19 protein-coding genes are annotated in these 18,850 nt (G+C 59.2%); 8 read left to right on the top strand and 11 right to left on the bottom strand.

The genetic code is table 11. The features are described 5' to 3' along the window. Positions 1–31 precede the first annotated feature (31 nt). Positions 32–412: a DUF423 domain-containing protein gene (locus tag JOE29_RS01345; RefSeq protein ID WP_057407251.1), complete on the bottom strand. Its 381-nt coding sequence runs from the start codon at positions 410–412 to the stop codon at positions 32–34. Between the two features lie 80 nt (positions 413–492). On the opposite strand from JOE29_RS01345, the gene mtgA reads away from it, so the two are divergent. Beyond that, positions 493–1,203 carry a monofunctional biosynthetic peptidoglycan transglycosylase gene (mtgA, locus tag JOE29_RS01340; RefSeq protein WP_010407207.1) on the top strand — a complete coding sequence of 237 codons (711 nt, stop codon included), beginning with the start codon at positions 493–495 and terminating at the stop codon, positions 1,201–1,203. Positions 1,204–2,454: 1,251 nt separating this feature from the next. On the opposite strand, the gene JOE29_RS01335 is transcribed toward mtgA, so the two are convergent. The 5 genes from JOE29_RS01335 to ftsY form a co-directional block, all read right to left on the bottom strand. Next, positions 2,455–3,402 carry an IS110 family transposase gene (locus tag JOE29_RS01335; RefSeq protein ID WP_024648092.1) on the bottom strand — a complete coding sequence of 316 codons (948 nt, stop codon included), beginning with the start codon at positions 3,400–3,402 and terminating at the stop codon, positions 2,455–2,457. Positions 3,403–3,951: 549 nt separating this feature from the next. Beyond that, entirely contained in the window at positions 3,952–4,806 is an 855-nt protein-coding gene (gene rpoH, locus JOE29_RS01330; RefSeq protein WP_002555629.1) for an RNA polymerase sigma factor RpoH, read from the bottom strand. A gap of 118 nt (positions 4,807–4,924) precedes the next feature. Beyond that, positions 4,925–5,959 (bottom strand): permease-like cell division protein FtsX, encoded by a 1,035-nt coding sequence (gene ftsX / locus JOE29_RS01325; protein ID WP_003393643.1) that lies wholly within the window; start codon positions 5,957–5,959, stop codon positions 4,925–4,927. After that, complete coding sequence (gene ftsE / locus JOE29_RS01320; protein WP_002555631.1) at positions 5,956–6,627, bottom strand: cell division ATP-binding protein FtsE; 672 nt, start codon at positions 6,625–6,627, stop codon at positions 5,956–5,958. The genes ftsX and ftsE overlap by 4 nt, the downstream gene beginning before the upstream one ends. Then, entirely contained in the window at positions 6,624–8,108 is a 1,485-nt protein-coding gene (ftsY, locus tag JOE29_RS01315; RefSeq protein WP_210078735.1) for a signal recognition particle-docking protein FtsY, read from the bottom strand. The genes ftsE and ftsY overlap by 4 nt, the downstream gene beginning before the upstream one ends. A gap of 256 nt (positions 8,109–8,364) precedes the next feature. Between ftsY and JOE29_RS01310 the strand changes: the two genes are divergently transcribed. From JOE29_RS01310 to JOE29_RS01295, 4 genes are all read left to right on the top strand, one after another. Next, positions 8,365–9,717 (top strand): pitrilysin family protein, encoded by a 1,353-nt coding sequence (locus tag JOE29_RS01310; RefSeq protein ID WP_210078734.1) that lies wholly within the window; start codon positions 8,365–8,367, stop codon positions 9,715–9,717. Further along, the gene (locus JOE29_RS01305) at positions 9,714–11,204 is read left to right on the top strand and encodes a pitrilysin family protein (protein WP_003393646.1); all 1,491 of its coding nucleotides are present in this window, start codon (positions 9,714–9,716) and stop codon (positions 11,202–11,204) included. Before JOE29_RS01310 ends, JOE29_RS01305 begins: the two co-directional genes overlap by 4 nt. Beyond that, positions 11,204–11,788, top strand: coding sequence for a 16S rRNA (guanine(966)-N(2))-methyltransferase RsmD (gene rsmD / locus JOE29_RS01300; RefSeq protein WP_003411937.1), 585 nt, complete (start codon positions 11,204–11,206; stop codon positions 11,786–11,788). Before JOE29_RS01305 ends, rsmD begins: the two co-directional genes overlap by 1 nt. A gap of 273 nt (positions 11,789–12,061) precedes the next feature. Next, positions 12,062–13,096, top strand: coding sequence for a hydrolase (locus JOE29_RS01295; protein ID WP_210078733.1), 1,035 nt, complete (start codon positions 12,062–12,064; stop codon positions 13,094–13,096). 14 nt (positions 13,097–13,110) lie between these two features. On the opposite strand, the gene JOE29_RS01290 is transcribed toward JOE29_RS01295, so the two are convergent. Both JOE29_RS01290 and JOE29_RS01285 read right to left on the bottom strand, forming a co-directional pair. Beyond that, positions 13,111–13,968 carry a sulfurtransferase gene (locus JOE29_RS01290; RefSeq protein WP_065094097.1) on the bottom strand — a complete coding sequence of 286 codons (858 nt, stop codon included), beginning with the start codon at positions 13,966–13,968 and terminating at the stop codon, positions 13,111–13,113. A gap of 54 nt (positions 13,969–14,022) precedes the next feature. After that, a complete protein-coding gene (locus tag JOE29_RS01285) occupies positions 14,023–14,685 on the bottom strand; it encodes a TetR/AcrR family transcriptional regulator (protein ID WP_003393649.1) in 663 nt (220 codons plus the stop codon). A gap of 368 nt (positions 14,686–15,053) precedes the next feature. Between JOE29_RS01285 and coaD the strand changes: the two genes are divergently transcribed. Beyond that, the gene (gene coaD / locus JOE29_RS01280; protein ID WP_003348749.1) at positions 15,054–15,533 is read left to right on the top strand and encodes a pantetheine-phosphate adenylyltransferase; all 480 of its coding nucleotides are present in this window, start codon (positions 15,054–15,056) and stop codon (positions 15,531–15,533) included. A gap of 98 nt (positions 15,534–15,631) precedes the next feature. After that, positions 15,632–15,883 carry a YfhL family 4Fe-4S dicluster ferredoxin gene (locus JOE29_RS01275; RefSeq protein WP_003316325.1) on the top strand — a complete coding sequence of 84 codons (252 nt, stop codon included), beginning with the start codon at positions 15,632–15,634 and terminating at the stop codon, positions 15,881–15,883. A gap of 9 nt (positions 15,884–15,892) precedes the next feature. On the opposite strand, the gene JOE29_RS01270 is transcribed toward JOE29_RS01275, so the two are convergent. The 3 genes from JOE29_RS01270 to JOE29_RS01260 form a co-directional block, all read right to left on the bottom strand. Then, complete coding sequence (locus JOE29_RS01270) at positions 15,893–16,231, bottom strand: multidrug transporter (protein WP_103363226.1); 339 nt, start codon at positions 16,229–16,231, stop codon at positions 15,893–15,895. Between the two features lie 97 nt (positions 16,232–16,328). Further along, a complete protein-coding gene (mutM, locus tag JOE29_RS01265; protein WP_003372546.1) occupies positions 16,329–17,141 on the bottom strand; it encodes a bifunctional DNA-formamidopyrimidine glycosylase/DNA-(apurinic or apyrimidinic site) lyase in 813 nt (270 codons plus the stop codon). Positions 17,142–17,186: 45 nt separating this feature from the next. Beyond that, positions 17,187–17,999, bottom strand: a complete 813-nt coding sequence (locus JOE29_RS01260) for an HDOD domain-containing protein (RefSeq protein WP_170855983.1) — start codon at positions 17,997–17,999, stop codon at positions 17,187–17,189. Between the two features lie 239 nt (positions 18,000–18,238). Between JOE29_RS01260 and JOE29_RS01255 the strand changes: the two genes are divergently transcribed. Then, positions 18,239–18,778 carry a type 1 glutamine amidotransferase domain-containing protein gene (locus JOE29_RS01255; protein WP_103365200.1) on the top strand — a complete coding sequence of 180 codons (540 nt, stop codon included), beginning with the start codon at positions 18,239–18,241 and terminating at the stop codon, positions 18,776–18,778. The last annotated feature ends 72 nt before the right edge of the window (positions 18,779–18,850 follow it).

The following is an 18,850-nucleotide window of genomic DNA, read 5'->3' as shown; positions in this document are numbered from 1 at the left end:
CAAGCGCGCTTGCTTCGCGGAGAGCAGACACTCAAGGAGGCGAACCCAGCCTCCAGGCCGCCAGACCCAGCATCGACCAGCCGAACAGAAATGCCAGACCACCGAACGGCGTGATCATGCCCAGCTTGCTGAACCCGGTGAGGGTCAGGGCGTAGAGGCTGCCGGAAAACAGCAGAATGCCGACCGCGAAGGAGAATCCGGCCCAGGTTATCAGGCGTCCGGGGATGTGCGTTGCCAGGATCGCCACGCCGAGCAGGGCCAGCGCGTGAATCAGTTGATAAAGCACACCGGTGTGGAACACCGCCAGGTACTCGGCACTCAGGCGTTCCTTGAGGCCGTGGGCGGCAAATGCGCCCAAGGCCACACCGGTGAAGCCGAAGAAAGCGGCCAGCATCAAAAAGCTACGAAGCATCAGGAACTCCAGTGAAAAATCGTCGGACGGCGCACGGTCTGTATAATGGCCCGCTCAACGGGTTCGGCCAAGCCATCTCTATGCTGCAGTCTATTCTTCGTCGCCTCTTCAAAGCCCTGCTGTGGTTCGCCGCAGGCAGTGTTCTCGTGGTCCTGGTTTTGCGCTGGGTGCCGCCACCGGGCACCGCGCTGATGGTCGAGCGCAAAGTCGAATCCTGGTTCGACGGCGAGCCTATCGACCTGCAACGCGACTGGGAACCGTTGGACAAAATCTCCGACAACCTGAAAATCGCAGTCATTGCCGGCGAAGACCAGAAATTCGCCGAGCACTGGGGTTTCGATGTCGACGCGATTCAAGCGGCCATTCTGCATAACGAGCGTGGCGGCTCGATACGCGGCGCCAGCACCCTCAGCCAGCAGGTGTCGAAAAACCTGTTCCTGTGGTCCGGCCGCAGCTACCTGCGCAAGGGGCTCGAAGCCTGGTTCACCCTGCTTATCGAGCTGCTCTGGTCCAAGGAGCGCATCCTTGAGGTGTACCTCAACAGTGTCGAGTGGGACGAAGGTGTATTCGGCGCCCAGGCCGCGGCGCAACACCACTTCCGCACCAACGCCAGCGCGCTTTCCGCCCAGCAGGCCAGCTACCTCGCTGCCGTCCTGCCCAACCCGCGCCAGTGGAGCGCCAGCCACCCGAGTAGCTACGTCTCTCGCCGCGCAGGCTGGATTCGTCAGCAGATGCGTCAGCTGGGTGGGGATGAGTATTTGCAGGGGCTGAACAGCAGCCGTCGCTGGTGATGTTTGCGCTCGGTTTCAATGGCCTCTCGCTACCTACGTTCGAGCATGAGAACGGGCCTTTGTAGGAGCGAACTTGTTCGCGAAGGCATTGTTTCAAACGGCAAATCTTCTGCGACTGTACGGGCCCTTTCGCGAACAAGTTCGCTCCTACGTTTGGGCATGGGAACGGGCTTTTGTAGGAGCGAACTTGTTCGCGAAGGCTTTGTTTTCAACGCCAAATCTTCTGCGACTGTACGGGCCCTTTCGCGAACAAGTTCGCTCCTACGTTTGGGCATGGGAGCCGGATGGCCTTTGTAGGAGCGAACTTGTTCGCGAAGGCATTGTTTCGAACGACAAATCTTCTGCGACTGTACGGGCCCTTTCGCGAACAAGTTCGCTTACGTTTGGGCATGGGAGCCGGATGGCTTTTGTAGGAGCGAACTTGTTCGCGAAGGCATTGTTCAAACGGCAAATCTTCTGCGCCTGTACGGGCCCTTTCGCGAACAAGTTCGCTCCTACGTTCGGTCATGAGAACGGGCCTTTGTAGGAGCGAACTTGTTCGCGAAGGCATTGTTTCAAACGCCAAATCTTCTGCGACTGTACTGGCCCTTTCGCGAACAAGTTCGCTCCTACGTTTGGGCATGGGAGCCGGATAGCTTTTGTAGGAGCGAACTTGTTCGCGAAGGCATTGTTTCGAACGCCAAATCTTCCGCGACTGTACGGGCTCTTTCGCGAACAAGTTCGCTTCTACGTTCGGTCATGAGAACGGGCCTTTGTAGGAGCGAACTTGTTCGCGAAGGCTTTGTTTTCAACGCCAAATCTTCTGCGACTGTACGGGCCCTTTCGCGAACAAGTTCGCCCCTACGTTTGGGCATGGGAGCCGGATGGCTTTTGTAGGAGCGAACTTGTTCGCGAAGGCATTGTTTCGAACGCCAAATCTTCCGCGACTGTACGGGCCCTTTCGCGAACAAGTTCGCTCCTACGTTCGGTCATGAGAACGGCTTTTGTAGGAGCGAACTTGTTCGCGAAGGCATTGTTTCGAACGACGAATCCTCTGCGCCTGTACGGGCCCTTTCGCGAACAAGTTCGCTCCTACATTTGGGCATCAGAGCCGGATGGCCTTTGTAGGAGCGAACTTGTTCGCGAAGGCTTTGTTTCAAGCGACGAATCTTTTGCGACTGTACGGGCCCTTTCGCGAACAAGTTCGCTCCTACGTTTGGGCATGAGAGCCGGATGGCTTTTGTAGGAGATTCTATGGTTTTGGGAAAGCCCTCAAGCCACTTTTGTTTGATATTCGCTCTGGTTCTTTAACAGAGCGAAGACTACTCGAGCCAACTTTCGGGAGAGCATGACCAGCGCTTGAGTTGTACTAAAGCCACGCTTTCTCTGCTCTTCATAAAAAGGCTTCCAGGCCGGCGTACGGCTCCCGGACATAGCCGCGTTGTGCAGCAACCGTCGGGCTTCTGGATCGCCGCGTTTGGTCAATCGACGAGGTCCATCACTTTGCCCTGATTTGGATACTCTCAGGTCCAGCCCAAGAAACGCGATAAAGGCGTTCGCTGCGCTGAACTCGCCTCGCTGAAAAGAAGTGACCAAACGAGCTGCAGTCAGAAAGCCGATCCCTTCTACTTTCATACAGCGGTTGACCTGCCTCATCAGCCCGGCTTCCTGCAGTACATCGCGAATCTTCTTTTCAACGAGCGCCTCAAATCGTTTCATCGAGTTGACCTGATTGGCGAACGCTGTTCTCAGAAAAGGCTCGTTGGTCCAGCTTTGTACCAGGCCAGTACGAGCCTGAACCAAGGCTGCACGACGTCGGAACAGGCTCAGAAGCTGCCGATAAAGCGGGCTCGCAGGTATCCAGGGCCGCAACTCATCAAGCTCGTTTTTCAGGTATCGGGCCAACAAACGAGCATCTTGGGCATCGGTTTTGGCGCGTATGTTGACGCCTTTACGGTAATGACTGAGCTGATAGCCATCCACCATATAAACGTCACAGCCTGCTTCGTGGGCCGCATCCGCGAACAGGACGTGATAGACGTTAGTGGCTTCGATGGCGATGGCGCAGCTGCTCGCCAAGGCCTTCAGCCATTGGGTGATGGCGACTTTGGTATTGGGGATTGCCTCAAGTCGATCATATTGATCGTGGTAGATCACCAGCTCATTCTTGGCGACATCTACACCGATGATCGGTTTTTCCAGAGTAACCCGCATTGCCATAACGCCTCCTCGGGGATAAGGTTTACAGACTTGAAGGGGCCACCCAGAGGCGCAGGCTTGTTTCTATCGTAGGTTGTGAGCCTTAAGCATTCTTTATCGGCGCTTGGGTGAAAGGAGGAGGGGTGAAATCTCCTACGGGTCTGTACTGCGCGAACAGTCAGAAGCGAACTAAGTCCCTCCTCCTCCCTTCAAGTCTTACCATACAAGCGAACTTGTTCGCGAAGGCTTTGTTTTCAACGCCAAATCTTCTGCGACTGTTCGCGAAGGCTTTGTTTCAAACGGCAAATCTTCTGCGACTGTACGGGCCCTTTCGCGAACAAGTTCACTTACGTTTGGGCATGGGAGCCAGATGGCTTTTGTAGGAGCGAACTTGTTCGCGAAGGCATTGTTCAAACGGCAAATCTTCTGCGACTGTACGGGCCCTTTCGCGAACAAGTTCGCTCCTACGTTTGGGCATTGGAGCGCAAACGCACAGCATCTACCCGGTAGCTGTCACCAGAAACAAAAACGCCCCGATCATCTCGGGGCGTTTTTCGTTGCCGGGTAGCCTTACGCAGCTATCGACGTCTTGAGCTTGTTCATGGCGCTTTTTTCCAGCTGACGAATACGCTCGGCGGAGACGTTGTACTTCTGCGCCAGGTCGTGCAGCGTGGCTTTTTCTTCTGCCAGCCAGCGCTGGTAGAGGATGTCACGGCTGCGTTCGTCCAGCACGTCCAGCGCCTGATGCAGATTGGCGGTGGAGTTGTCGGTCCAGTCGGAGTCTTCCAGTTGACGCGCCGGGTCGTAGCGGTGGTCTTCCAGGTAGTTGGCCGGCGACTGAAACGCGCTGTCGTCGTCCGCTTCGGCTGCCGGGTCGAACGCCATGTCGTGGCCCGTCAGACGGCTTTCCATCTCACGCACTTCACGCGGCTCGACACCCAGGCTTTCTGCGACACGATGCACTTCATCATTGTTCAGCCAGGCCAGACGCTTTTTCTGGCTGCGCAGGTTGAAGAACAGCTTGCGTTGCGCCTTGGTCGTGGCGACCTTGACGATGCGCCAGTTACGCAGGATGAACTCGTGAATTTCGGCCTTGATCCAGTGCACAGCAAAAGACACCAGACGCACGCCCATTTCCGGGTTGAAACGCTTCACGGCCTTCATCAGACCGACGTTACCTTCCTGGATCAGATCGGCCTGAGCCAGACCGTAACCCGAATAACTGCGCGCGATGTGCACGACGAATCGCAGGTGGGCGAGGACCATTTGACGGGCCGCGTCCAGATCCTGCTCATAGTAGAGACTCTCAGCCAGTTCACGCTCCTGCTCGGGCGTCAGCAAGGGAATGCTGTTGACCGTGTGCACATAGGCCTCGAGGTTCGCACCCGGGACTAGAGCATAAGCAGGTTGCAAAGAAGTGGTCATACGAAAAAACCTCCAGCGCACAGGTAATGTGCAGTTCAGCATTAGCCAGATTGACCCGGAACCGCTAACCAAGTTCCTTGATATTCAGAGGCCAGTCTGGTGAAACAATAATGTGGCTCTACCGGGGCGCCAGTTCACGAAGATGTCGGGCCACCGCAATCCAGGCACCGATATACCCTAACAGAACCGCTCCAAGCAAGAGGGAAAGACCATCACCCATCGGCACACCGGCCAGCGCAAAGTCACTTCCATAGAGACCTGCCAGTCCGACAACCGCGCCGTTCAGCCAGTTCAGGCCGTAAGCCAGAACGCCCCAGGACAGGATGCCTGCCCCGAAGCCGTACAGCGCGCCCATATAAAGGAAAGGCCTGCGCACGTAGCTGTCGGTACCGCCGACCAGCTTGATGACTTCGATTTCGATGCGGCGGTTTTCAATGTGTAGACGAATTGTGTTACCAATTACTAACAGCAAAGCCGAGACCAGCAAAACCGTCAAGCCGAAAACGAAACGGTCACCCAGTTTGAGGATCGCGGCCAGCCTTTCAACCCAGACCAGGTCCAGTTGCGCCTGTTCTACTTTAGGCAATTCAGCCAGTCGCGTACGCAAGGCTTCCAGCGCAGGTTTGTCCACTTCGTCCGGCGTCACCAGCACCACGCCCGGAAGCGGGTTCTCCGGCAATTCCTTGAGCGCCTCGCCTAACCCGGACTGTTGCTTGAACTCACCCAACGCTTGTTCGCTGCTGATGTACTCGGCATCTGCCACACCGGGCATTGCCTTGATCTCATCGCGCAAACGTGTGCCATCAGCGGTGCTGGCATCCAGATTCAGGTAGATCGAAATCTGCGCCGCGCGCTGCCACGAACCGCCTAGACGCTCGACATTGCTCAGCAGCAATGACAAGCCCATCGGCAGGCTCAAGGCAATCGCCATCACCAGACAGGTAAAGAAACTGCCAATCGGTTGCTTGCCCAGACGTCGCAGGCTGTCCAGCAAACTGGAGCGATGGCTTTCCAGCCAGGCGGACAGCAGCGCGCTGAAATCAGGGCCGTCGTCATCGTGGTCATGGCGCTGCTTTTTCTGTTTCGGCGGCACCGGATCGGCGGCTTTTGGCGCGACGCGCTCTGAAACCTTGGGGCTGCGTGTGGCACTCATACTCCGGCCTCCCCGTCACCGATCAGACGACCGCGCTGCAGGGTCAGCATGCGATGGCGCATGCGGGCGATCAATGCAAGGTCGTGACTGGCAATCAGCACGCTGGTCCCCAGTCGGTTGATATCTTCAAACACCCCCATGATCTCCGCCGCAAGGCGTGGATCGAGGTTACCGGTCGGTTCATCGGCAAGCAGCAGGGCCGGACGGTGAACAATGGCGCGGGCAATGCCGACACGCTGCTGCTGACCGGTAGAGAGGTCACCCGGGTACAGCTCGGCCTTGTCGGACAACGCCACCCGCTCAAGCGCCGAGTCGACCCGCTTGGCGATCTCGGGCTTGGACAGGCCGAGGATCTGCAAGGGCAACGCGATGTTGTTGAACACCGTGCGATCGAACAGCAACTGGTGATTCTGGAACACCACGCCGATCTGACGACGCAGAAACGGGATTTGTGCGTTGCTGATTTGCCCAAGGTCCTGACCGGCCAGCATCAATTTGCCGGTGGTCGGACGCTCCATGGCCAGCAACAGGCGCAGCAGCGTGCTTTTGCCGGCACCGGAATGACCGGTGACGAACAAAAACTCGCCGCGACGTACTCGAAAGCTCAGTTCATGCAACCCGACATGTCCATTCGGGTAGCGCTTACCGACCTGCTCGAATCGAATCATGGACGCTCCCGCTCCGCAAACAATGCCTGAACAAAGGGTTCGGCCTCGAAGGTACGCAGATCATCGATACCTTCACCGACGCCGATATAGCGAATCGGCAAGCCGAACTGCTTGGCCAAGGCGAAAATCACGCCGCCCTTGGCGGTGCCATCGAGCTTGGTCAGCGCCAGCCCGGTCAGCGTGACGGTCTGGTTGAATTGCTTGGCCTGATTGATAGCGTTCTGCCCGGTGCCCGCATCGAGGACCAGCAGGACTTCATGAGGAGCGTCTGCGTCCAGCTTGCCGATCACACGGCGAACCTTCTTCAACTCCTCCATCAGGTTGTCCTTGGTGTGCAGACGGCCAGCGGTGTCGGCGATCAGCACGTCGATGCCACGAGCCTTGGCGGCCTGCACGGCATCGAAGATGACAGAAGCCGAGTCGGCACCGGTGTGCTGGGCGATGACCGGTATGTGATTACGCTCACCCCAGACCTGCAATTGCTCGACGGCTGCAGCGCGGAACGTGTCGCCCGCCGCCAGCATGACCTTCTTGCCTTCCAGTTGCAGCTTCTTGGCCAGCTTGCCGATGGTCGTGGTCTTGCCCGCGCCATTGACGCCGACCACCAGAATCACGAACGGCCTGTGTTCGGACTTGATCACCAGCGGTTGCTCGACAGGCTTGAGCATCGCGGCCAGCTCGCCCTGCAACGAGGTGTACAGTGCCTGGGCGTCGGTCAACTGCTTGCGCGCGACCTTCTGGGTCAGGCTTTTGATAATGACCGATGTGGCCTCAACGCCAACGTCGGCGGTCAGCAGGCGGGTTTCGATTTCTTCCAGCAGGTCGTCATCGATGGCCTTCTTGCCCAGAAACAGGCTGGCCATGCCTTCGCCAATGCTGGCGCTGGTCTTCGACAGGCCCTGCTTGAGGCGTGCAAAGAAGCCGACCTTGCCGGTTTCCGGCTCAGGTGTCGGCGCAGACGCCGGCACTGCAAGCTCTTGCGCAGCAGGCTGAACCGGTTGCGGCTGTGGCTCTGCAACGGGCTGAACCAGCAACGGCTCAGGCATCGCCAGCGGCGCGATATCCGCTACTGATTCCGCTACGACGGGTTCAGGCTCCAGCGGTTCGGGCACAACGTGGGCATGGTTTTGTTCAGGAATGGCCGGCGTGACATGCGGCTCGCGCTCGTCGCTCAAGGCCACCGGCTCTTCAGTCACCGGCAAGGTCAACCAGGGCTGAGGCGACGGCGCGCCGGGCTCCACATGCAGTTGCGATGCAGGCGCAGCTGCTTCGACAGTGACTTCGGGCACCGATTGCGAGGCAACATGAGGCTCAACCTGCGGCGTCGCGGCAACCTGATCGGCGATCGGGTCGGGTTGCGTCGGGGATGATTCTGCTGGCTTCGGCTCGGCTTGCTGCGGCTTCTTGCGCAGCCATCCGAACAGGCCTTTCTTCTCTCCAGCCTCGGCTGGGGTCTTCTTGTCGTCGTTGGAACCAAACATGGATGACGGCTATCTCAAGGTTGCGGGGCGCCAGAGGGCGACCCGGAAAAATTCTGACATGCAAAACAGACTGCGTTTAGGACTTCTTGTTCACTCAACGGCCGCTTGTGCAGCTACCTTTACCTGCGTTTCAGACAGGTTTCACTCGCAATCGGCCAGTGAAGGCTGTCTCTGAAGCAAACGGATCAGTATCCTAACACCCCCGCGCCCGCCGACGCTAAGTTCAAGCGGGCCGTCCTACAGGTTCAAACTACGAATGAATGCTTTAGCCCGCCGCGCCGCAGGCCTGCTGCTCAGCACAATTTGTCTGCCTTTGACAGCATTGGCTGCCGATCCGCAACCGACTCACGAATTCACCCTCGACAATGGCCTGAAGGTCGTTGTCCGCGAAGACCATCGGGCTCCAGTGGTGGTTTCGCAGATCTGGTACAAAGTCGGCTCCAGCTACGAAACGCCGGGCCAGACCGGTCTGTCCCACGCGCTTGAACACATGATGTTCAAAGGCAGCAGCAAAACCGGACCGGGCGAGTCTTCGCTGATTCTGCGCGATCTGGGCGCTGAAGAGAATGCGTTCACCAGCGACGACTACACCGCTTATTACCAGGTGCTGGCGCGAGACCGTCTGAGCGTGGCGCTGGAACTGGAAGCCGATCGCATGGCGACCCTGAAACTGCCCGCCGACGAGTTCAGCCGCGAGATCGAGGTTATCAAGGAAGAGCGTCGCCTGCGTACCGATGACCAGCCAATGGGCAAGGCGTTCGAGCGCTTCAAGGCGATGGCCTACCCTGCCAGCGGCTATCACACGCCGACCATCGGCTGGATGGCGGACCTGGAGCGCATGAAGGTCGAAGAACTGCGCCACTGGTACGAATCCTGGTATGCGCCGAACAACGCCACGCTGGTGGTGGTCGGTGATGTGCAGCCGGACGACGTCAAAGCCCTGGCAGAACGCTTCTTCGGATCGATCCCGCGCCGCGATGTACCGCCTTCGAAAAAACCGCTTGAACTGGCCGAACCCGGTGAGCGCAAGATCACCCTGCACGTCAAAACCCAGTTGCCGAGCCTGATCTACGGCTTCAACGTACCGAGTGTCGCAACTGCTGAGGATCCACGCTCGGCCAACGCACTGCGCCTGGTTGCAGCGCTGCTCGACGGTGGTTACAGCGCACGCATTTCCTCACGCCTGGAACGTGGCGAAGAGCTGGTCTCCGGTGCCTCGTCGCGTTACGACGCGTTCGCTCGCGGCGACAGCCTGTTCATGATCAGCGCCACACCCAACCTGCAGAAGAAGAAAACCCTGGCCGACGTGGAAGCCGGAATCTGGCGCCTGCTCGATGAGCTGAAAACCAAGGCACCGTCCGCCGAGGAGCTGGAGCGTGTCCGGGCTCAGGTAATTGCCAGTGTGGTCTACGAGCGCGACTCGATCACCAGCCAGGCAACCATGATCGGAGAACTGGAAACCGTCGGCCTGTCCTGGAAGCTGATGGACAATGAACTGGAGGCGCTGCAGAGCGTAACCCCGCAAGACATCCAGAAAGCTGCCAACACCTATTTCACCCGTGAGCGCCTCAGCGTTGCGCACGTTCTGCCTGAGGAGAAAGCCAAATGATCACGCGCAATGCTCCACGTCATGCGCTGCTTGGCCTGATCCTGGCCGGTTCGCTCGGTGCCTTTGTCGCACTGCCAGCCCTGGCCGACGACGCCCCTGCCGAGCCAAGCCAGGCCGCTCCCGCGCTGGGCAGCAACTTGCAGACTCTCAAGGAACTGGACGGCAAGGCTCCGGCCCGTCGCGCCCTGAATATCCAGACCTGGAATACCGCCGAGGGCGCTCGCGTGCTGTTCGTGGAGTCCCGCGAGTTGCCGATGTTCGACATGCGTCTGACGTTCGCTGCGGGCAGCAGCCAGGACCAGAAATCGCCCGGCATTGCCCTGCTGACCAACGCCATGCTCAACGAAGGCATCAAAGGCAAGGACGTCAACGCGATCGCCCAGGGTTTCGAAGGTCTGGGCGCCGACTTCAGCAACGGATCCTACCGCGACATGGCGGTGGCTTCGTTACGCAGCCTGAGCGCTGCGGACAAGCGCGATCCGGCCCTGAAGCTGTTCAGTGAAGTGGTGGGCAAGCCCACCTTCCCTGCCGATTCTCTGGCTCGCATCAAGAACCAGTTGATCGCCAGCTTCGAGACTCAGAAACAGAACCCAGGCGCTATCGCCAGCAAGGAACTGTTCAATCGTCTGTACGGCGATCACCCCTACGCTCACCCGAGCGAAGGCGACGCCAAGAGCGTCAATGCCATCACCCTGGCTCAGCTCAAGGCATTCCACGCCAAGGGCTATGCGGCGGGCAATGCAGTGATTGCTCTGGTCGGTGACCTGTCGCGAGACGAAGCACAGGCCATCGCGGCACAGGTCTCGGCCTCGTTGCCCAAAGGCCCGGCGCTGGCCAAGGTCGCTGATCCGGTCGAGCCCAAGGCCGGCACTACGCACATCGAATTTGCCTCCAACCAGACGCACCTGATGCTCGCGCAGCTGGGTGTCGACCGCAACGATCCGGACTACGCGGCGCTGACCGTGGGTAACTCGGTCTTGGGCGGTGGCGGCTTCGGCAGCCGGCTGATGACCGAAGTGCGGGAAAAACGCGGCCTGACCTACGGCGTGTCTTCCGGCTTCACCGCCATGCAGGTAGCGGGGCCATTCATGATCGGCCTGCAGACGCGCGCGGAAATGAGCGAAAACACCCTCAAGCTGGTGCAGGACATCATTCGAGACTTCCTCGCCAATGGTCCGACCCAGAAAGAAGTCGACGATGTTAAGCGCGAACTGACCGGTAGCTTCCCGCTGACCGCAGCCAGCAATTCGGCCATCGTGGGACAGTTGGGCGCCATCGGCTTCTACAACCTGCCGTTGACCTACCTCGAGGACTACATGGCCGCCGCCCAGAACGTGACCGTCGAACAGGTGAAAGCGGCCATGAGCAAGCACCTGAGCGCCGACAAGATGGTCATCGTCACCGTGGGTCCGACCGTTGAGCAAAAACCATTGCCGGCGCCGACCGACAAACCCGTCCGCCAACCTGCAGGGGTCCCGGAACACTGATGGCCAATCCACGTCCGAAGGGCCACAACGGCCTGGGTCAGCTTCGTATCATCGGCGGAGAGTGGGGCAGCCGCCGCCTGACCTTCCCCGACGCCCCAGGCTTGCGCCCGACACCTGATCGCGTGCGCGAAACCCTGTTCAACTGGCTGGCCCCCTACATCGCCGGTGCCAGGGTGCTGGACGTTTTCACGGGCAGCGGCGCGCTGTATTTCGAAGCCTTGTCGCGTGGGGCCAGCATGGGCCTGGCCCTGGACAGCAACGCGGCAGCCATCGCCAGCCTGCGCCAGAACCTCAATGCACTGAACTGCACCAGCGGCCAGGTCTCCCAGACCGACGCCCTGCGCCATCTGGAAACCGCCACCGCGTCGCCCTTCGACGTCGTGTTCCTCGACCCGCCCTTCCATCAGGGCCTGCTGGCATCAGCCTGCAACCTGCTGGAAAGCCACGGCTGGCTGGCCGACACCGCCTGGATCTACACCGAAAGCGAAACACCGCCATCGACCACCGGCTTGCCGGGCAGCTGGCGATTGCACCGCGAGAAAAAGGCTGGTCAGGTGTATTACGCCTTGTGGCAGCGGGGCTAGGGCTGACAGCTCACGTACCAATGCTCCGCGTTTGGCATGCAGCTCTTGACGACGCAGAGCGTCATGAACGGCATTCCCACGCTGGAGCGTGCGGAACGAGACTCTTGTAACTATCGTGCCGATGCTCTGCGTCGGCATGCAGTTCTGGACGCTCTGCGTCCTCGTGGTCATGCAGAGTGTCATGAATACATTCCGGCGCTCCCCCCTTACATCCCGGACTGCTTAGTGGCAACGTATAGCCAGTCACCCCTGAACTGATCGTTGAGCAAGCACGTGTCCACACGCCCTACCTTTCTGTCCCATGCCAATCCATTCGTCCCGGCCGTCGGCATGGGCAATCCGCATTTGCAGACGCTTTGGGGGCCGCTGCTGCGCAAGCCGACGTTGCTGGCGCGGACGCGCGAGCGGTTGTGGTTGCAGGACGGGGACTTTCTGGACATGGACTGGCATGGTCCGGATGAGTCCGATAAACCCTTGGTGCTGGTATTGCACGGCCTGACCGGGTCGTCCAACTCGCCCTATGTTGCCGGCCTGCAAAAGGCCATGGCAGCGCTGGGCTGGCCGAGTGTGGCGTTGAACTGGCGCGGTTGCTCGGGAGAACCCAACCTGCTGTCGCGCAGTTATCATTCCGGGGCGAGCGAGGATCTGGCCGAGGTGATCGCCCATTTGCGTTCGCTGCGGCCATTGGCCCCGATTTATGCGGCGGGGTATTCGCTGGGCGGCAATGTGCTGCTCAAGTACCTCGGCGAATCCGGCGCTGGCAGTGACTTACAGGGCGCCGTGGCGGTGTCTGTGCCGTTTCGTCTGGACGAATGCGCCAACCGTATCGGTCAAGGCTTCTCGCGGGTTTATCAGCGCCACTTCATGCGCGAAATGCTGGCCTATATCCGTGACAAGCAGCATCGGTTCCAGCATGAAGGCATCAGCGAGGGCCTGGCCGAACTCGCCGCGCTGGGCTCACTGGAGAACATGCGCACCTTCTGGGACTTCGATGGCCGGGTGACTGCGCCGCTGCACGGTTTTACCAATGCCACGGATTATTACCGCAGGGCGTCCAGCCGCTACTACCTGGGCCAGATTCAGACGCCGACGTTGATCATCCAGTCCAGCGACGACCCGTTCGTGTTCCCTCACAGCCTGCCCGAGCCCAGCGAGCTATCGTCCTGCACCGAATTCGAACTGCACACCAAGGGCGGGCATGTCGGCTTCGTCGAAGGCTCGCTTCGTAATCCGCGCTATTACCTCGAACGTCGCATCCCGCTGTGGCTATGCGCCACCCAGGAGCGCGACGGCTCGCCCACCAGTTGATAACTGATAACGAATCAATCGGCGCCCGTGGCGATTTCACGCTCAGGATCGTTGATCCACTCGCTCCACGACCCCGCATACAGCGTTGCCAGCGGATAGCCGGCCAGACACAGGGCGAACAGGTTGTGGCAGGCGGTGACACCTGAACCGCAATAGGACACCAGGCTCTCGGGCGGGCGGCCCTGCAGCTTTTCAGCGAAACGCTGCCTGAGCTGCTCGGGCGGCAAAAAGCGTCCATCCGCGCCAAGGTTGTCAGTGCAGGCCGCACACTGCGCACCGGGAATATGCCCGGCCACCGGATCCAGAGGTTCTACATCGCCTCGAAAGCGGGCTTCGGCGCGCGCGTCGATCAAGGTCATTTCCGGGCGTCCCAGACGACCCTGCAAGCGACTGCCGCTGAGCACCATGGACATGTCCGGCTCACCGCTGAAATGACCGGGTTCACGGTTGGGCGCATCGAGGCTCAACGGCAGCCCCGCGGCGTGCCAGGCCTTCAGCCCGCCATCGAGCAGGTAGACGCCTTCACGCTTGCCCATCCAGGCCAGCAACCACCAGGCCCGTGCGGCATACATTCCCGGACCATCGTCATAGAGCACCACATCGCTGTCGGCGTTGATGCCCCATGCCTGAAAGCATTGCAGCAAAGCGGCGGGATCGGGCAGTGGATGACGTCCGGTCTTGCCCTTGATCACAGGCCCGCTGAGGTCGCGCTTCAGATCGGCAAAAGACGCGCCCTCGATACGCCCCTGGGCATAACTGCGTTGACCATAGTCGGAATCTTCGAGCGCGTAGCGGCAATCGAGAATCACCAGGCCTGGAGTTTTCTGGCGTTCAGCCAGTTGCTCAGGGTTGATCAGTTGCGCAATGGACATGACACTCTCCCGTGGCAGAGAACCGACAAGCTGGCTGCTCTTCGGTCCCGGAATTCACATCAGAACCTCTGGCAGCGATGCGTGAAACGTTTCGCACAGTGCATCAAACGCTTCGCGAGCCTGAGGCGCGACAAAAACAGATTCGAGCATAAGTACCTGATAGACGCCACGTCGAATAGCCGACTGGTTGATCTCCGTGGAGTTTTCCCGATTGGTGCACAGAAAACGCACCCACGACGTCAGGACGATCCAGGTGTTGAGACTGGTCCATTCGATCTGCGACTCATCCATCTTCAGGATGCCTGCCTTGATGAATCCCCGGTAGATGGTCATCGCCTGCATCAGGCAGCGGTATGAAAAACGCCGATAACGCCGCGCCAGTTCCTCATCCGACGTCAGCAGGTGCTCAAGGTCACGGTGCAGAAAACGGTAGCGCCACATGGCGTCGATGATCGCCAGGAAATAATCGCGCTTGTCCTCGATGGTCGGCGTACGGTCGGCTGGCAGGGTCAGGAAACTGCCGATCAGCACCTCGTACTCGGAGAACAGTTCGGCGATGATCGCCTGCTTGTTGGCGAAGTGGTAATAGAGATTGCCGGGCGAGATTTCCATGTGCGCAGCGATGTGATTGGTGGTCACACTACGCTCGCCCTGCTGATTGAACAGTTCCAGACTGGTTTGCACGATTCGTTCACGGGTTTTGGTACGCGGTGCCATGCTGGGCCAGACCACTCTATGCTGATCAGATGATGGCAATCTTAGCGCAGGCTGATGCTGCAATGGTGGCAGAATCGTTGCGTTGAGAGTGTCAGGTCGACGCAGGCATACACACCTGGGTCAACACCGGACGGATCGAAAAGCCCGAGAACACCCCGCCCGTCAATCAGCGTCCGTCTTACAAACTTTTTCATCCGCCGACCAGCCATCTGTGACTGCGCCAAATAGCCCCAAAGTCAGGGATTTCAGCAGAAACATGGCCGATAATCGGCGCAATACGACGTTTGATACCTGCCGCGCAGCTTGGCCCATCGGGAAGGCTGCGATACCATCCGAGTCCCACAACGGACTCCGACCAGGACGACGCGATGAACCGAGTGTTGTACCCAGGCACCTTCGACCCGATTACCAAGGGCCATGGAGATTTGGTCGAGCGCGCCTCGCGCCTGTTCGACCAAGTGGTCATTGCGGTTGCCGCCAGCCCGAAGAAAAACCCGCTGTTCCCTCTGGAGCAACGCGTCGAGCTGGCCCGCGAAGTCACCAAACACTTGCCCAATGTGGAAGTGGTCGGTTTTTCGACCCTGCTGGCGCATTTTGCCAAGGAACAGAATGCCAATGTCTTTCTGCGCGGACTTCGTGCCGTGTCGGATTTCGAATACGAGTTTCAGTTGGCCAATATGAATCGTCAGCTGGCACCGGACGTCGAAAGCCTGTTCCTCACGCCCTCGGAGCGCTACTCGTTCATTTCCTCGACGTTAGTGCGTGAAATCGCCGCGTTGGGCGGTGATATCACCAAATTCGTACATCCTGCAGTTGCCCAGGCGCTGACCGAGCGCTTCAAGCGCTAGACTCGCTGCATGTGAAGGTGCATCCCGAAGCCTAATGCGGCACAATTCGCCGCATTGGTTTTAATGTGCCCCGGCGTCGGCCGCGGCAGGAGCAATTCATGTCCCTTATCATCACTGACGATTGCATTAACTGCGACGTCTGCGAACCCGAGTGCCCAAACGAGGCGATTTCACAAGGTGAGGAGATCTACGTGATCAACCCGAACCTGTGCACCGAATGCGTCGGTCACTACGACGAGCCTCAATGTCAGCAGGTTTGCCCGGTCGACTGCATCCCTCTGGATGAGAATCACGTCGAGAGTAAAGAGCAGTTGATGGACAAGTACCGGATCATCACCAGCAAGGCCTGATAACGGCCTTTACTGCTGCTTGCCGTACCCGTCGCCCGTGCAACCCAGACAACGCACGAAGGCTGCCTTGCCCGGATCCACCACCAGCGCCTTGCCCGTTGCCCCAAGGTTGCCGCCTGCCGCTGCAAAAGGCGCGGCGATCACGAACAGGCCTGTGCCGATAACGGTGGCCGCGATCAACAAGGGGCGGGCAATCAGCAAGTCACCGATCATGGCAAACGCCGGCGGGTTCTGGATGGTGTAGACCGGATCGCCGCTGCCTGTGGTGACATCGGCGGCAACCGCTGGCAGCGCCTGCAGGCCGGTGAACAACACCAGCGTGGCAGCGATAATACGAAACGGGCTCATGGCTTGATCCTTCAGGCGTAGCAAATAATTACGGTGCCATCACTATAAACAGGGCTGTGGGTTAAGCAAATGGCCCAGAGCCCCTGTCATGCGTATTTCAGCGCTGGCATTTCGGGCAATACACGCTGGCGCGCTGGCCCAGCTTGACCTCACGCAGCGTCGTACCGCACACCTTGCATGGCTGACCGCCACGCCCATACGCAAACAATTCCTGCTGGAAATACCCGGGCTTGCCGTCACCGCCGATGAAGTCACGCAGGGTGGTGCCGCCACGCTCTATGGCGTAGGCCAGAATACGTTTGATCTCGATGGCCAGCTTCAGGTAACGCGCCCGGGACACACTCCCCGCTTCGCGGCGCGGGTCGATGCCGGCGGCGAACAGCGCTTCGGTCGCATAGATATTGCCCACCCCGACCACAACGGCGTTGTCCATGACGAACGGCTTGACCGCGATCGACTTGCCACGCGAACGCTCGTAAAGACGCTCGCCATCGAACAGATCGGTCAGCGGCTCCGGCCCGAGGCGGATCAACAGTTCGTGGTTGTGCGGATCAAGGCTCCAGAGCATCGCGCCAAAGCGACGCGGGTCGGTGTATCGCAAGGCCAGCCCGGACTCCAGTTCGATATCGACGTGCTCATGCTTGAGCGCCGGAAGCCCGGCTTCGACCAGACGCAGATTCCCGGACATGCCCAGATGGCTGATCAAGGTGCCCACCTCAGCCTGGATCAGCAGGTACTTGGCGCGCCGATCGACCTGCACGATGCGCTGGCCGGACAGGCGGACATCCAGATCTTCGGGAATGGGCCAGCGCAAGCGGCTGTCGCGCACGATAACGCGGCTGACGCGCTGACCTTCAAGATGCGGCGCAATGCCACGACGGGTGGTTTCGACTTCAGGTAATTCAGGCATGGACAACTCGGTCGTGCAGAAAGGACAGGCCGGGACGGCGCCGGATCAGCGCGCGCCCAGCTCGCGAATGCTTTCCCTCAGGTATTCAAAGTCATATTCGGACAGCGCGACGTAATCCAGCACCAGCGGCCCGACACTTTCCCACTCGTGATCAACATCCTGACTGCCCAGCACACGGTAGGACTGGCAGATATGTTCAGCCATTTTCAGCGGAGCCAGCAGATTCTTGAGCGTGGGATCGCGGCTTGAGTCGTCCTGAAAGATCGCCAATGCGTTGTGATGATTGGCGATGGCGTTGGTGACGTGCTCCGGCAAACGCCAGGATTTGGCCGTGTAATAACCCACCACAGAATGGTTGGTGTCGAACGCACGGTTTTCAGTGTCGACCACCCGACAGTCAGGCCCGGCATTGGCGTAGGCCTCCTCCAGCACCGTCATGTAATCGGGAAAGCGCTTGAGCATCAGCGGGATACCGCAGTCATGAAACAGACCCAGCGCATAGGATTCATCCACCGTTTGCGAGCCGATGCGCTTGGCCAGCGTCAGACTGGTCATCGCCACATCCTGGGCCGTGTCCCAGAAGCGGTTCAACGTCACAATGGCCTCGTCAGTCATCTCGCCTCTGATCGACTGTGCGTTGATCAGATTGATGACGGTACGACTGCCGAGCAGATTTACCGCCTTATCGATCGAGGCGATCTTGCTGGACAGACCGTAATGCGCCGAGTTAACGATCTTCAGCAGCGCCCCGGACAACCCCGGATCCTGTGCAATCAAGCGCGCGATGGCACCCAGATCCGGATCAGGCATGTACTGCTCCATCTGCAGATCAACCATGATCTGTGGCTGGGGAGGCACGCTGATGCCCTGCAACGCTAGCTGTATCTGCTCGGAGGTAAGCTCTTCGGACATAGGTATTCACTCGCAGTAATGGCTGGATTCTCCCCTCTTGGACGTGAACGGTCCATCACTCCGGACGAAGATTTTCTCGGAACTTTGCCTTGTATATAGCTTCGGACCCTAAGTACATGGCGTAGACGGCAGCCTCAAAAAGGCCTGCCGTGCGCCATCCATCAAGCCTGACACTGGAGGATCCCATGTCCAAAGCACTGACTGGCAAGCGCATCGCAATACTTGTAACCGACGGTTTCGAACAGGTTGAATTGACCGGTCCGAAAGAAGCGCTGGAGCAAGCAGGCGCCACCGTGGAAATCCTTTCCGCTGAAGAGGGCAAAGTCAAAGGCTGGAATCACGACAAGCCAGCTGACGACTTCAAGGTCGACCGGACTTTCAAGGCTGCCAATGCCAGCGACTACCACGGCGTGGTCCTGCCGGGCGGCGTACAGAATTCCGACACCATTCGCGTCGACACTGACGCGCAGCAAATCGTCAAAGACATAGACGCTTCCGGCAAACCGCTGGCCGTCATCTGTCATGGCGGCTGGCTGTTGATCTCGGCCGGCCTGGTAAAAGGCAAAACCCTGACCAGCTTCAAGACGCTGAAAGATGACCTGGTCAACGCGGGCGCAAAATGGGTCGATCAGGAAGTCGTCACCGACGGCAAGCTGATCAGCAGCCGCCAGCCCGACGACATCCCCGCCTTCAACAGCAAACTGATTGAAGCACTGTCTGCCTGACAGATTCCGTCAGTTAATTGCAGTCATCCCGGCCCAGCGCCGGGATGACGCGCTATAATCCCGCTCTTTTTT

The organism is Pseudomonas sp. PvP009 (assembly GCF_017832995.1).
GTDB lineage: Bacteria > Pseudomonadota > Gammaproteobacteria > Pseudomonadales > Pseudomonadaceae > Aquipseudomonas > Aquipseudomonas syringae.
This window is presented reverse-complemented; position numbering and strand designations above follow the sequence as displayed.

Excerpts from the sequence above, each read along its gene's own strand:
- mutM (WP_003372546.1), bottom strand. The coding sequence starts at position 17,141 with ATGCCTGAATTACCTGAAGTCGAAACCACCCGTCGTGGCATTGCGCCG.
- JOE29_RS01270 (WP_103363226.1), bottom strand. The coding sequence starts at position 16,231 with ATGAGCCCGTTTCGTATTATCGCTGCCACGCTGGTGTTGTTCACCGGC.
- rpoH (WP_002555629.1), bottom strand. The coding sequence starts at position 4,806 with ATGACCACTTCTTTGCAACCTGCTTATGCTCTAGTCCCGGGTGCGAAC.
- ftsY (WP_210078735.1), bottom strand. The coding sequence starts at position 8,108 with ATGTTTGGTTCCAACGACGACAAGAAGACCCCAGCCGAGGCTGGAGAG.
- JOE29_RS01255 (WP_103365200.1), top strand. The coding sequence starts at position 18,239 with ATGTCCAAAGCACTGACTGGCAAGCGCATCGCAATACTTGTAACCGAC.
- mtgA (WP_010407207.1), top strand. The coding sequence starts at position 493 with ATGCTGCAGTCTATTCTTCGTCGCCTCTTCAAAGCCCTGCTGTGGTTC.
- JOE29_RS01305 (WP_003393646.1), top strand. The coding sequence starts at position 9,714 with ATGATCACGCGCAATGCTCCACGTCATGCGCTGCTTGGCCTGATCCTG.
- coaD (WP_003348749.1), top strand. The coding sequence starts at position 15,054 with ATGAACCGAGTGTTGTACCCAGGCACCTTCGACCCGATTACCAAGGGC.
- rsmD (WP_003411937.1), top strand. The coding sequence starts at position 11,204 with ATGGCCAATCCACGTCCGAAGGGCCACAACGGCCTGGGTCAGCTTCGT.
- JOE29_RS01275 (WP_003316325.1), top strand. The coding sequence starts at position 15,632 with ATGTCCCTTATCATCACTGACGATTGCATTAACTGCGACGTCTGCGAA.
- JOE29_RS01335 (WP_024648092.1), bottom strand. The coding sequence starts at position 3,402 with ATGGCAATGCGGGTTACTCTGGAAAAACCGATCATCGGTGTAGATGTC.
- ftsX (WP_003393643.1), bottom strand. The coding sequence starts at position 5,959 with ATGAGTGCCACACGCAGCCCCAAGGTTTCAGAGCGCGTCGCGCCAAAA.
- JOE29_RS01285 (WP_003393649.1), bottom strand. The coding sequence starts at position 14,685 with ATGGCACCGCGTACCAAAACCCGTGAACGAATCGTGCAAACCAGTCTG.
- JOE29_RS01345 (WP_057407251.1), bottom strand. The coding sequence starts at position 412 with ATGCTTCGTAGCTTTTTGATGCTGGCCGCTTTCTTCGGCTTCACCGGT.
- JOE29_RS01310 (WP_210078734.1), top strand. The coding sequence starts at position 8,365 with ATGAATGCTTTAGCCCGCCGCGCCGCAGGCCTGCTGCTCAGCACAATT.
- JOE29_RS01290 (WP_065094097.1), bottom strand. The coding sequence starts at position 13,968 with ATGTCCATTGCGCAACTGATCAACCCTGAGCAACTGGCTGAACGCCAG.
- ftsE (WP_002555631.1), bottom strand. The coding sequence starts at position 6,627 with ATGATTCGATTCGAGCAGGTCGGTAAGCGCTACCCGAATGGACATGTC.